This window comes from Okeania sp. KiyG1 (assembly GCF_014132355.1).
GTDB lineage: Bacteria > Cyanobacteriota > Cyanobacteriia > Cyanobacteriales > Microcoleaceae > Okeania.
In genome coordinates this window covers 1-13,001 of sequence record NZ_BLZO01000026.1, presented here as the reverse complement: position 1 = coordinate 13,001, position 13,001 = coordinate 1, and the positions used below count along the sequence as shown (strand labels likewise).

General features: G+C 38.0%; 13 protein-coding genes. 7 read left to right on the top strand and 6 right to left on the bottom strand.

Annotated features, from left to right (window positions below; all coding sequences use genetic code 11):
• Positions 1–118 precede the first annotated feature (118 nt).
• On the top strand, positions 119–2,329 hold the full coding sequence (locus tag SAGCYANO_RS03490) for a peptidase domain-containing ABC transporter (protein ID WP_202218810.1): 2,211 nt from the start codon (positions 119–121) through the stop codon (positions 2,327–2,329).
• Between the two features lie 478 nt (positions 2,330–2,807).
• Here SAGCYANO_RS03490 and SAGCYANO_RS03485 read toward each other — a convergent pair whose 3' ends face one another.
• The 5 genes from SAGCYANO_RS03485 to SAGCYANO_RS03465 all read right to left on the bottom strand — a co-directional run bounded on the left by SAGCYANO_RS03485 (position 2,808) and on the right by SAGCYANO_RS03465 (position 4,944).
• Positions 2,808–3,053 (bottom strand): hypothetical protein, encoded by a 246-nt coding sequence (locus SAGCYANO_RS03485; protein WP_202218809.1) that lies wholly within the window; start codon positions 3,051–3,053, stop codon positions 2,808–2,810.
• Positions 3,050–3,211: a hypothetical protein gene (locus SAGCYANO_RS03480; RefSeq protein WP_202218808.1), complete on the bottom strand. Its 162-nt coding sequence runs from the start codon at positions 3,209–3,211 to the stop codon at positions 3,050–3,052. The genes SAGCYANO_RS03485 and SAGCYANO_RS03480 overlap by 4 nt, the downstream gene beginning before the upstream one ends.
• A 150-nt stretch (positions 3,212–3,361) precedes the next feature.
• On the bottom strand, positions 3,362–3,523 hold the full coding sequence (locus SAGCYANO_RS03475; protein ID WP_202218807.1) for a hypothetical protein: 162 nt from the start codon (positions 3,521–3,523) through the stop codon (positions 3,362–3,364).
• 691 nt (positions 3,524–4,214) lie between these two features.
• On the bottom strand, positions 4,215–4,454 hold the full coding sequence (locus tag SAGCYANO_RS03470) for a hypothetical protein (RefSeq protein ID WP_202218806.1): 240 nt from the start codon (positions 4,452–4,454) through the stop codon (positions 4,215–4,217).
• Positions 4,455–4,629: 175 nt separating this feature from the next.
• On the bottom strand, positions 4,630–4,944 hold the full coding sequence (locus tag SAGCYANO_RS03465) for a hypothetical protein (protein ID WP_237395704.1): 315 nt from the start codon (positions 4,942–4,944) through the stop codon (positions 4,630–4,632).
• Between the two features lie 1,185 nt (positions 4,945–6,129).
• Here SAGCYANO_RS03465 and SAGCYANO_RS03460 point away from each other — a divergent pair.
• From SAGCYANO_RS03460 to SAGCYANO_RS03440, 6 genes are all read left to right on the top strand, one after another.
• Positions 6,130–7,971, top strand: a complete 1,842-nt coding sequence (locus tag SAGCYANO_RS03460) for a sister chromatid cohesion protein PDS5 (protein WP_202218804.1) — start codon at positions 6,130–6,132, stop codon at positions 7,969–7,971.
• Positions 7,972–8,010: 39 nt separating this feature from the next.
• Positions 8,011–8,184 carry a hypothetical protein gene (locus SAGCYANO_RS03455; protein ID WP_202218803.1) on the top strand — a complete coding sequence of 58 codons (174 nt, stop codon included), beginning with the start codon at positions 8,011–8,013 and terminating at the stop codon, positions 8,182–8,184.
• Positions 8,185–8,222: 38 nt separating this feature from the next.
• Positions 8,223–8,372 (top strand): hypothetical protein, encoded by a 150-nt coding sequence (locus SAGCYANO_RS03450; RefSeq protein WP_202218802.1) that lies wholly within the window; start codon positions 8,223–8,225, stop codon positions 8,370–8,372.
• A 724-nt stretch (positions 8,373–9,096) separates the two neighbouring features.
• Positions 9,097–9,402 (top strand): hypothetical protein, encoded by a 306-nt coding sequence (locus SAGCYANO_RS03445; RefSeq protein WP_202218801.1) that lies wholly within the window; start codon positions 9,097–9,099, stop codon positions 9,400–9,402.
• Between the two features lie 217 nt (positions 9,403–9,619).
• The gene (locus SAGCYANO_RS43920; RefSeq protein ID WP_237395703.1) at positions 9,620–9,763 is read left to right on the top strand and encodes a hypothetical protein; all 144 of its coding nucleotides are present in this window, start codon (positions 9,620–9,622) and stop codon (positions 9,761–9,763) included.
• Positions 9,764–9,836: 73 nt separating this feature from the next.
• Complete coding sequence (locus tag SAGCYANO_RS03440) at positions 9,837–10,109, top strand: DUF29 domain-containing protein (RefSeq protein ID WP_202218800.1); 273 nt, start codon at positions 9,837–9,839, stop codon at positions 10,107–10,109.
• Positions 10,110–10,569: 460 nt separating this feature from the next.
• On the opposite strand, the gene SAGCYANO_RS03435 is transcribed toward SAGCYANO_RS03440, so the two are convergent.
• On the bottom strand, positions 10,570–13,001 hold a 2,432-nt coding region (locus tag SAGCYANO_RS03435), incomplete at its 5' end, for a hypothetical protein (protein ID WP_202218799.1).

Sequence of the window (13,001 nt, the reverse complement as noted above, 5' to 3'; positions counted from 1 at the left end):
AGGCATCCATAGTTTTATGGGTGCTTTTTTCTGATTTGCTCCCTAGTCAACAGAAGTAGTTATTTGGGATGAAATAAATCATCAGTATAGTTATTTTTAATTTTTAATTTAAGTCATTATGTTAGATATAGTACCAGTACCAATATTACCAAAAGCATCTAGCGATCGCGAAATAAATAATGTTAATAAATATCCATTAATTCTCCAGCAAAGTGAAGAAGATTGTGGGGCAGCTTGTTTGGCTTCTATTGCTAAATATCATGGTCGTAATTTAACAATAAATCGTATTAGAGAAACTATCGGTACTAATCAACAAGGAACTACATTATTAGGTTTAAAACAAGGTGCAGATACTATTGGTTTTAATGCTAGGTCTGTCAAAGCAAATCCAGGAATTTTAGACCAAATTGAAAGTGCCCCTTTACCTGCAATTATCCATTGGCAAGGCTATCATTGGGTGGTTTTGTATGGCAAACAAGGAGATAAATATATCATTGCTGACCCTGCTCTTGGAGTTCGTTTTTTATCAAAAAAAGAATTAGCTGAAGCCTGGGGAGATTGGGTTTGTTTATTAGTAGAACCAGATGCCAAACGCTTCTTTTCTGAAGCTGATGAAAAAGTTAGTAATATTAGTAGATTGCTCAGACGGGTTTGGTATTATCGGCAAATTATTATTCAAGTTTTTCTACTGAATATTGTTTTAGGTTTGCTTTCTATTGCTTCTCCTTTTTTGGTGCAAATTCTGACTGATGATGTGCTAGTTAGAGGCGATTTTCAGTTACTTACCAGTGTGGTAATTGCTGTGATTGTGATGAATGTTTTTAGCAGTTGTTTGGAATTGGTTCAATCTAATATGATTGCTCATTTTGCCCAACGTTTGGAATTAGGGTTAGTGATGGAATTTGGGCGAAAAATTCTAAGTTTACCATTAAAGTATTATGAGACACGACGCAGCGGTGAAATTGTTAGTAGGTTGACAGATATTAAAGAAATTAATCAATTGGTTTCTCAAGTAATTGTCAGTTTGCCCAGTCAATTTTTTATTGCTTTGGTTTCTTTGACTGTGATGTGTATTTACAGTTTTTCCCTGAGTATAGTTGCTGTTTTTATGGCGGTAATTATGACTTTATCAACTATTGCTTTGTTGCCTATATTACAGCAAAAAACTAGGAGTTTATTTGCTTTAGAGGCAGAAAACCAGGGTGTCTTAGTAGAGACTTTCAAGGGAGCAATGACTCTGAAAACTACCTCTAGCTCTCCTCAATTTTGGGAGGAATTTCAAGGCAGATTTGGTAAGTTGGCTAATTTGAGTTTTAGAACTACTCAAATTGGGATTGTGAATGATACTTTTTCGGGTTTAGTTAGTAATATTGCTAATATTTTTCTCTTGTGGTTTGGCAGTAATTTAGTCATTGCTCAAGAATTAAGTATTGGTCAGTTATTGGCTTTTATTACTATGAATCAATATGTATCAACTTTGGTTACTACTTTGGTAGGATTGATGGATGAATTAACCAGAGTTCAGACTGCTACTAAACGACTTTCTGAAGTAATTGATTATCCACCAGAAGTAGATAAAAATCATCAAAAACCCGATGTGAAAATTAGTCCTAAAGCCGATATTATTTGCTCCAATATTAGTTTTCACTACGCTGGTAGAATTGATTTATTAGAAAATTTCTCTGTGAAATTTCCTGGTGGTAAATCTATCGCTTTAATTGGGGAATCTGGTTGTGGTAAAAGTACCTTGGCAAAATTAATTGCTGGTTTATATCCCGTGCAGTCTGGTAATATTCAGGTTGGGATTTATAATCTGCAAGATTTAGATATAGATTCTTTTAGAAAACAGGTAGCTTTAGTTCCTCAAGATGCTCATTTCTGGAGTCGTTCGATTATTGAAAATTTTCAATTAGCTGTACCTGGAGTAACTTTTGAACAAATCGTTAAAGCTTGTCAAATTTCTGGAGCAGATGAATTTATTAGTCGTTTACCTGATAAGTATCAAACAGTTTTAGGAGAATTTGGAGCAAATATTTCTGGCGGACAAAGACAACGTTTGGCAATAGCAAGAGCTATGGTTAATGATCCACCTGTGTTAATTTTGGATGAATCAACTTCTGGTTTAGACCCTGTGAGTGAGGCAGAAGTTTTGGAGAATTTATTGTTGCATCGACGGGGTAAAACAACAATTTTTATTAGTCATAGACCAAGGGTAATTAGTCGGGCTGAATGGATTATTTTATTGGATCATGGTAAGTTAGAATTGCAAGGTTCTGTAGCTTCTTTACGAGCAAAACATGGGAATCATTTAGATTTTTTGAACTCTTAAATTTATAGTCATTCTAGTTAAGATTGAGACAAGGGTTTCTTGCCTTGAAAGAGTTTCAGCCGAAAAAGTGTTCCAGTCTTATTCAGAATAACTATAGTTGTCAGCGACTTTGTTGCATGAAAGTATATAGCTGCGACTAGACTCCCGATATGTACTTCATAATGCGCGGAAACTGCTGTAACTATTGGACAATAGATAAATCAAACATCCATCTCCCAAAAGTGAGCGATCGCTCTCGCGGAACGGATGTTCTATCGCTTGACTGTGACTGTATCTAAAATAAATATAACTATTGGACAATAGATAAATCAAACATCCATCTCCCAAAAGTGAGCGATCGCTCTCGCGGAACGGATGTTCTATCGCTTGACTGTGACTGTATATAAATAAAAATAACTATTGGACAATAAATAAATCAAACATTAATCTCCCAAAAGTGAGCGATCGCTTGACTCTGACTGTATATAAATAAAAATAACTATTGTCCAATAAATAAATCAAACATCAATCTTCCTCTGACTGTATATAAATAAAAATAACTATTGTCCAATAGATAAATCAAACATCCATCTCCCAAAAGTGAGCGATCGCTTCCTCTGACTGTATATAAATAAAAATAACTATTGTCCAATAAATAAATCAAACATCCATCTCCCAAAAGTGAGCGATCGCTTCCTCTGACTGTATATAAATAAAAATAACTATTGTCCAATAAATAAATCAAACATTAATCCCCCGAAAGCGATCGCTTCCTCTGACTGTATATAAATAAAAATAACTATTGTCCAATAAATAAATCAAACATCCATCTCCCAAAAGTGAGCGATCGCTTCCTCTGACTGTATATAAATAAAAATAACTATTGTCCAATAGATAAATCAAACATTAATCCCCCGAAAGCGATCGCTTCCTCTGACTGTATATAAATAAAAATAACTATTGTCCAATAGATAAATCAAACATCCATCTCCCAAAAGCGATCGCTTCCTCTGACTGTATATAAATAAAAATAACTATTGTCCAATAGATAAATCAAACATCCATCTCCCAAAAGCGATCGCTTCCTCTGACTGTATATAAATAAAAATAACTATTGTCCAATAAATAAATCAAACATCCATCTCCCAAAAGTGAGCGATCGCTTCCTCTGACTGTATATAAATAAAAATAACTATTGTCCAATAAATAAATCAAACATCAATCCCCCGAAAGCGATCGCTTCCTCTGACTGTATATAAATAAAAATAACTATTGTCCAATAAATAAATCAAACATCCATCTCCCAAAAGCGATCGCTTCCTCTGACTGTATATAAATAAAAATAACTATTGTCCAATAGATAAATCAAACATCCATCTCCCAAAAGTGAGCGCTTCCTCTGACTGTATATAAATAAAAATAACTATTGTCCAATAGATAAATCAAACATCCATCTCCCAAAAGTGAGCGCTTCCTCTGACTGTATATAAATAAAAATAACTATTGTCCAATAGATAAATCAAACATCCATCTCCCAAAAGTGAGCGCTTCCTCTGACTGTATATAAATAAAAATAACTATTGTCCAATAGATAAATCAAACATTAATCCCCCGAAAGCGATCGCTTGACTGTGACTGTATATAAATAAAAATAACTATTGGACAATAGTTAAATCAAACATCCATCTGTCGAAACTCAGTGATCGCTTCCTGTGACTGTATATAAATAAAAATAACTATTGTCCAATAGATAAATCAAACATTAATCCCCCGAAAGCGATCGCTTCCTGTGACTATATCTAAACTCAAGATAACTATTGTCCAATAGATAAATCAAACATCAATCCCCCGAAAGCGATCGCTTGACTGTGACTGTATATAAATAAAAATAACTATTGGACAATAGTTAAATCAAACATCCATCTCCCAAAAGTGAGCGATCGCTTCCTGTGACTGTATATAAATAAAAATAACTATTGGACAATAGATAAATCAAACATCCATCTCCCAAAAGTGAGCGATCGCTTCCTGTGACTGTATATAAATAAAAATAACTATTGGACAATAGATAAATCAAACATCCATCTCCCAAAAGTGAGCGATCGCTTCCTGTGACTGTATATAAATAAAAATAACTATTGGACAATAGTTAAATCAAACATCCATCTCCCAAAAGTGAGCGATCGCTTCCTGTGACTGTATATAAATAAAAATAACTATTGGACAATAGATAAATCAAACATTAGGAGCCATGTAAGAATAAGTTGTACAAATTTTATCTGGGATAAATTGTGAAATATAGCTTCCATTAAAAAAACTGTTTAAGTTATTTTTACACGACTACTTAATCCCCCGAAAGCGATCGCTTGACTGTGACTGTATCTAAAATAAATATAACTATTGGACAATAGATAAATCAAACATCCATCTCCCTCAACTGAGCGATCGCTCTCGCGGAACGGATGTTCTATCGCTTGACTGTGACTGTATCTAAAATAAATATAACTATTGGACAATAGATAAATCAAACATCCATCTCCCTCAACTGAGCGATCGCTCTCGCGGAACGGATGTTCTATCGCTTGACTGTGACTGTATCTAAAATAAATATAACTATTGGACAATAGATAAATCAAACATCCATCTCCCTCAACTGAGCGATCGCTTGACTGTGACTGTATCTAAACTCAACATAACTATTGGACAATAGTTAAATCAAACATCCATCTGTCGAAACTCAGCGATCGCTTCCTGTGACTGTATATAAATAAAAATAACTATTGGACAATAGTTAAATCAAACATCCATTTCCCTCAACTGAGCGATCGCTTCCTGTGACTGTATCTAAACTCAACATAACTATTGGACAATAGTTAAATCAAACATCCATCTGTCGAAACTCAGCGATCGCTTCCTGTGACTGTATATAAATAAAAATAACTATTGGACAATAGTTAAATCAAACATCCATCTGTCGAAACTCAGCGATCGCTTCCTGTGACTGTATATAAATAAAAATAACTATTGGACAATAGTTAAATCAAACATCCATCTGTCGAAACTCAGCGATCGCTTCCTGTGACTGTATATAAATAAAAATAACTATTGGACAATAGATAAATCAAACATCAATCTCCCTCAACTGAGCGATCGCTTCCTGTGACTGTATCTAAACTCAACATAACTATTGGACAATAGTTAAATCAAACATCCATCTGTCGAAACTCAGCGATCGCTTCCTGTGACTGTATCTAAACTCAACATAACTATTGGACAATAGTTAAATCAAACATCCATTTCCCTCAACTGAGCGATCGCTCTCGCGGAACGGATGTTCTATCGCTTGACTGTGACTGTATCTAAATAAAAATAACTATTGGGCAATAGATAAATCAAACATCAATCTCCCTCAACTGAGCGATCGCTCTCGCGGAACGGATGTTCTATCGCTTGACTGTGACTGTATCTAAATAAAAATAACTATTGGACAATAGATAAATCAAACATCAATCTCCCTCAACTGAGCGATCGCTCTCGCGGAACGGATGTTCTATCGCTTGACTGTGACTGTATATAAATAAAAATAACTATTGTCCAATTTGAAATTACCTAAATAATATCAAATCCGTTTAATTCGGCACGTAAAAAATGTTCCATCTTCAACCATTACCAAATATTTCTCAAGCTCTCCTACTCCCCTACTCCCCTACTCCCCATCTAATTACCAACGCCTAAATTCTTTCTTAATTTTTTGTTCCGGCTCAATTTAATTGTGTAAACTTAATTGAGTAATTTGCTGCTTTCTATATTTCAATTTTAAAATGATGAAACTCTCCAACTCCTTTCTTCGTAAATGGCGTTTTTTCCTGCTGTTATTGGTGGCGTTATTGGCAGTAAATTTGGGTCATGTTCAAGCTTCTGAAAAGTCACCACCCGAAGACTGGCAACTACAGGGAACCTTGGCGTCGTTGGATGATTCTGACCCTGATGTTTGGGGTGAGGCCATGAAGAAAATGTCTGAGTATGACCTTAAGTCTCCTGTTGAGATACCCTCAGAGCGGGTAGAACAAATTGGAAAATTGTTGAAGAATGAAGATTCGGAAGTCCGTGCTGCAGCAGTAACAGCAGTGGGTAATCTGGGGTCAGAGGCTAAACAATTTATTCCCCAGTTGCTACAGTTGTTCAGGGATGAAAATTGGCGTGTCGTTATGGCAGCAGCAAGAGCAGTGGGTAATCTGGAGTCGGAAGCTCAAGAATTGATTCCACAGTTGCAGCAGTTGTTGACCAATAAATATTGGCGTGTCCGTGCTGCAGCAGTAACAGCAGTGGGTAATCTGGGGTCAGAGGCTAAACAATTTATTCCCCAGTTGCAGCAGTTGTTGAGCGATGAAAATTCGGATGTCCGTCGTGCAGCAGCAATAGCAGTGGGTAATTTGGTGTCGGAGGCTAAAGAATTGATTCCCCAGTTGCAGCAGTTGTTGAGCGATGAAAGTTCGAATATCCGTTACGCAGCAGTAACAGCAGTGGGTGAGATGGGATGGGAGGCCAAAGAATTTATTCCCCAGTTGCAGCAGTTATTGAGGGAGAAAAATTCAAATATCCGTTACGCAGCAGTAACAGCAGTGGGTGAGATGGGATGGGAGGCCAAAGAATTTATTCCCCAGTTGCAGCAGTTGTTGAAGGATAAAAATTGGCGTGTCCGTGCTGCTGTAGTAAGAGTAGTGAGTGAGATGGGATGGGAGGCTAAAGAATTGATTCCTCAGTTGGAGCAGTTGTTCAGCGATGAAGATTCGGATGTCCGCAGATCGGCAGCATGGGCTGTGGGTGAGATGGAGTCCGAGACTGCTCAAGAATTTATTCCCCAATTGCAGCAGTTGTTTGAAGATAAAGATGGGCGTGTCCGTGCTGCCACAGCAAGAGCAGTGGGTAACCTGGGATGGGAGGCTAAACAATTGATTCCTCAGTTTCAGCAGTTGTTGAGCGATGAAGATTCGGATGTCCGTAGAGCAGCAGCAACGGCAGTGGGTAATTTGGGGTCGGAGGCTAAACAATTGATTCCTCAGTTGCAACAGTTGTTGAGCGATGAAGATTCTGATGTCCGTAGAGCAGCAGCATTGGCAGTGGGTAATTTGGGGTCGGAGGCTAAACAATTGATTCCCCAATTGTTGGATTTGTTGATGGATGAAGATTCGGAGGTTCGTGAAGCAACAGCAAAAGCACTAGGTCAGATGGGCAAATTTAATACTCAGCAGATTTTACAAATTTTGAATGCAACTCATACAAACAGAGATCAAAAAGCAGGACTTCGTTTTCTCGCTTACTTTACCAGTGGAGGAGAATCTGATACGATTACCTTAATTCAATGGTTGGGTTCACCAAAACGATATCCCGATCTAATAGATAATTTTGGCGAGGAACAATCTGTTAGTAGGGAAGAGGGCAAAAAAGTTTTAGAGATTTTTGCTGATGCTTGGGAAGAAAGCGAATCTATAGAATTAGAACAAGTAAGGGACTTGCGTTCTGAATTGAAAGCACAGATTAATAAAGTGCTTAAAAATGTGAATTGGCAACCAGAAGATATTGCCTTACTTCAGAGACACTACGACAATCTCCAAGATGAAGACATCAAAGCTAAAATAGATGCCTTGCAAGGAATACAATGATTCTCTTACCTTTCGATATTTATGAGGGAACGGCAATTTTTGACTGTCAAAAAAATAAAGGTTCCTGTTGTTGTTGGTGATGGAATACCAGAGATTTTAATCGGTTTGTCTTGGCTGGAAAATCGGTGTTTTGTAGTTGATAAAAAGGCTGGTATCCTGACTTTGGAGTACTTTTGTGTTCTTATAGATATTACAATTCCAGAACCAAGTTAAATTCAGTTATCAGCAAAATTTGTGAGGACTAAAAATTCATGGTTGAAACTGTTCAAACTCAAACAATTAACTTTTTGGGTTTAAAGTTAAAGTTTGGTTTAGAACGGACTGACGATGGAGAATTTTGTAAGCATTTCCTGCGGAATGCTGCGCAAACAGCTATTAGCGGTCAGCTGTCAGCTTTTTAAAGAATGAAGTAAAAATTCGTTTAACTTATACTATATTTTCGTAAGTATTTCCTGCGGAATGCGGAGCTAACAGCTATTAGTAGTCAGCTCGAGGGCAATAAGACCCTGCTTTTAAGGACATAGTTTAAATGAATATAGACTTTAACAACTTTTGTAGTAAGATTAATTCTAGCTCAATTAATACAGCTTTAAAGCCACAGGAAAAGCAATAGCTGAAGTCCGCAGTTCCGACCACAGGAGGCTAGCTGAAGTCCGCAGTTCCGACCACAGGAGGCTAGCTGACGGCTGTTTGCGCAGCATTCCGGAGGAAATGCTTACAGAATTTTTTCAGGAATGGCAAGAAAATTTGCCGGAACTGATATCAAATCCGGTAGCATCGGTGTAATTAGATGGGGAGATGGGGAGATGGGGGACCCACCCTAACCCCTCCCTGGAGGGGAATGTGGGGATGGGGACCCACCCCTAACCCCTCCCTGGAGGGGAATATGGGAGGATGGGGGATGGGGACCCACCCCTAACCCCTCCCTGGAGGGGAGAAATATTTGGTAATCGTTGAAGATGGAACATTTTTTACCGAATAATTAAGGTTTAAAGCCTCTCCTTTTAAGGAGAAACAAGAAAAAATTTTCCTTTGATTCAATCCTCTTCCTTTTAGGGAGAGGTAATTATCAATTATCCATTATCAATTATCAATTATTGAAGTGCCGAATTAAACGGATTTGATATGACAGATTTAGAAATGGCTGCTATGGATGAAGTCAAAGAGGAATATTTGCATTTATCTCAATATCCATTGTTAGAACCTGTTGTGAAATTAGTAGTTTTATCTCCATTGTTGAAGTGGGCGGGTTTTTATCGCTATCCTTTTTTTATTACTGCTGAAAAGGAGGTGAAAATTAGCTCGGAAGATGAGGCAACAATTATTACTGGTAGCCTAGACCTTTTAGTTTTTACTCCTGAATTTTGGGTGTTAGTAATTGAGGCAAAAAAACTGCTTATTCTCTGGAAGTTTGGATTCCACAAGCACTAGCTTATATGTTGGGAAGTCCTAATTTATAAAAGCCTGATTATGGCTTTGTGACTAATGGTACGGATTTTATTTTTTTGAAGTTAATTAAACAGGAAAAACTTATTTATAGTGAGTCAGATTTGTTTTCTATGTGTCGCCTTCATAATGATTTGTGGAATGTTTTGCAAATATTAAAAGGTTTGAGTAGATTAATTTTTCAGTAAAAACTTAGCATAATTTGAGTCTAATATCATGTCCGGTAGCATCGGTCTTGTATAGCAAAGGTAAGGAAGAGGGAAGAGGGAAGAAGGAAGAGGGAAGAGGGAAGAAGGAAGAGGAAGAAAGGCTACCCTCGCAAGAAAAAAACCATTATTTCCTGTAGATATTCACCCTTGGGTTTACACAAACGATATAAACGGACATGATATAAAACATAATCAATAAAGATGTAAAATATGAGTAATAAATTGCCAAAAATAGATACTTTATACGAACGCGACTTTCTGGCGTGGTGTGAGGATACTGCTGCTAAACTAAAAGATAAAGATATAGAAAATTTAGACTGGGAAAACCTGATTGAGGAAATTGAAACTTTGGGCAGAAGTGAACGTCGAGAATTGAATAGTCGATTAACAGTACTGCTTACTCATATTCTGAAACGAATGTATGTTATACCAATTTTCAAAAAGAATGTTACGAATAGTAAGAGGGATAAAAATAATTTATAGTAGATTTCTATTTGAGAGAAAAAGATAATTTAAGCCCTAAAAAATGGTATTAAAGCTATTCATTATGGCTCCTGACTCCTGACTTCCCCTCCAGGGAGGGGTTAGGGGTGGGTCCCCATCCCCCCACATTCCCCTCCAGGGAGGGGTTAGGGGTGGGTCCCCATCCCCCATCCCCCCATCCCCCATCCCCCCATCTAATTACACCGATGCTACCGGATTTGATATTATATCACTCCGAAGCCAGCGGACATGATATAACGCACCGCCTATCCTAAATTTTTCGGTGCGTAACGCTCCGCTAACGCTGTCCCAAAATGAAAACTACTGTATTTTCAAATCTACCAGACAATAAAAAGGCGATCGCTCTGACTCCAGAAACAGGCAAAATGTCTGCTATAGGAATAAATGCTGCACAAAAGGCATCTTACCTGTTCAGTGGGAAACTTTTGTTATCAGAGAATCACTTAAATAGTTCTTTTACTTTCTCGTCAATTCCCAGAAAATCGTTAATTTCATCCTCGAACCAATCATCAAACTTGGATTTGTCTAACTTGAATTTCACCCACACTCCATATTGGTCGTAATCAGTGCGATCTGCTTGAAGGAAGTTCTTCTTATTCAAGTCGCTAATTGTGTCTAAGGCATCTGTATATTGACCGACATCTGTGAGTTCTTTCAATTCAGGCACAACTTCAAAAGCCGCAGGAATGACAGTTGTAACAACGTCTGTAAGCGGAATAAATTCTCCAGTAAATAACCAACTAGAGAAGCCAGAAACTACATCAAAGCCACTTTGGACAATACCTAATAACCCGCTTGCCCAATCAGCATTGACTTTTTTGGGTCTGGCGTTGGCTTTTAAATTTTGATCGACTATTTCTAAATTTAATCCCATTGTTACATTAGCTGCATTGTCATATAAAGTTACGATTTCTCCACCTATGGGAGTTACTTTATTACCGGTGAAAGGATTAGTGAAACTTGTCGGGTTGTCTATTAACTTGTGATACCTACTTCTGAATTCCATAACTACTTCCCTAGTTGAAGGATTGATTCCTTTGTATTGAAAGTTATTGATGTAAGTTCTTTCATACTTACTCAGGTCTTCTTGCTCTGGTAAAGTCTCTATCGTCTGCCGTAAAACAGCTTCAGGTATGCGCACGCCAACTTCCATAGCATCAGGATCGTAACTGATTCCTGGAACGGATTTTTTCAATAGTTCGTTATTTGTATTTGGGAAATTAAATGCTTCTACATCGCTCAAAATATCATCAACTAACCAGGTAGTCGGATTTTCACTCAAATTATTCCATGCCTTGATTCCCTCGTCTTTAAGAGTATCCCAAGCATTATCTACCCAATTTTGTCCCAAACGGGTAATGGCATCCCAACCTGTAGGTTTTGAACCTTTCCATCGATTCGACCAAGAGGGACTACCAAAAGAAAACCGAGGTTTTGTAACATGATTTAAAGCTTTCCACGCATTCAAACCGCCTTTATTAAGAGCTTCCCAGGCGTCGTCTCCACCAGCGGCAATAGTTGCCCAGGCAGTTTCTCCTTTGGGGTGATGATTTTGGAATAGGTCTAAAGCTTTGCCCGTGGTGAAACCACCTTTCCCTAATGCCTGCCAGGCTGTGTTGCCACCAGCAGCGATCGCCTCCCAAGCTGTTTTACCGCCTTCAGAAATTTCATTCCCTAAAACTTGGATGACACCCAGAGGAGAGGTGTCGTCTCCTATAGCTTGCCATGCAGTTTGACCGCCTTTTTCAATATGTTCCCAGACGCTAACAGGAGCATTTGTCGCTGCGTTCCAATCTGTATCACTCCAATTTTCAACAATGCTCTGGGCGAGAGGACCGCCTTTGAAAATAGCACTACTAATATGAGAGCCAAATCCATCTACTGAGAAAACCGTAGTTTCATCGGCAAGTTTACCGTCTAGACTGCGAACCTTAATACGATAAAAGTCCTCTTGTAAATTATTGGGCACCTCCCAGGTATAGAGACCATCGCTAGGAGTAGAGTCAGTAATAGTTTGCTTTAGTTCAACACCAACATTATCATACAACTCTATGACCACATTTCCATCCAGATTATCTTCCCATTCGATGTCAATTTTATCGCCAACTTCATAAACTCCTACTATAGAATCAGTGATATTGAGGTAATCTCTTGGTGCTATGGTAAAGAAGTCATCGCTAGTATCCCGCGTCGTTACATAATTCCCAAAACCCCTAACATCAACTTTATATTTTCCTCCCTTACCTCCATTCAAGTAAGTAGGGACTTCCCAACTATCGCTATAATCGTTAGCGGCAGTTAATCCAATAGTCTGTATTAAACTACCCTCCTCGTTCACCAATTGAATCTCAACCGATTGAGTGGGAGAATCTCCATCATCAATATTATGAGTCCATGAAATATCGACCGTGCTTCCCTGAGCTAGAGTTTCGCCACCATTTGGAGAAAGAACTTGGATGTATTTATCGGGGTCGTATATAATGTTAAAAAAGTCGTCGCTTTCATCTTCAAATTCGCCATCAACGCTGCGAATTTTAATTTTAAAATTGTCGTCTTCTATTGGCGCCGTTGTATCCCAATGATTCAGATCCCAAGTGTAACTACCATTGCTAGGAATATCGCTGGCAATTACAATTGGATATGGGAGTTCACTATAAAACCCAGGGTCTTCTTCAGACTGTCTTTTTTGCTCTTCCCCATGCAATTCTATAGTGACATTCCCCTCAATATTGTCATCCCAAGTAATTTCGTATACTTGTCCTAATCTCAGATTTTCACCACCATTAGGACTGGTAATAGTTATAGGTGCTGGTATTGCTACAGCAAAGAAACCATCGCTTTGATCGGCAATTTCATTATTAACTGCACTCT

Coding starts and splice junctions, on each gene's coding strand:
- SAGCYANO_RS03460 (WP_202218804.1), top strand. CDS start 6,130: ATGATGAAACTCTCCAACTCCTTTCTTCGTAAATGGCGTTTTTTCCTG.
- SAGCYANO_RS03440 (WP_202218800.1), top strand. CDS start 9,837: ATGAGTAATAAATTGCCAAAAATAGATACTTTATACGAACGCGACTTT.
- SAGCYANO_RS03450 (WP_202218802.1), top strand. CDS start 8,223: ATGGTTGAAACTGTTCAAACTCAAACAATTAACTTTTTGGGTTTAAAG.
- SAGCYANO_RS03490 (WP_202218810.1), top strand. CDS start 119: ATGTTAGATATAGTACCAGTACCAATATTACCAAAAGCATCTAGCGAT.
- SAGCYANO_RS03445 (WP_202218801.1), top strand. CDS start 9,097: ATGACAGATTTAGAAATGGCTGCTATGGATGAAGTCAAAGAGGAATAT.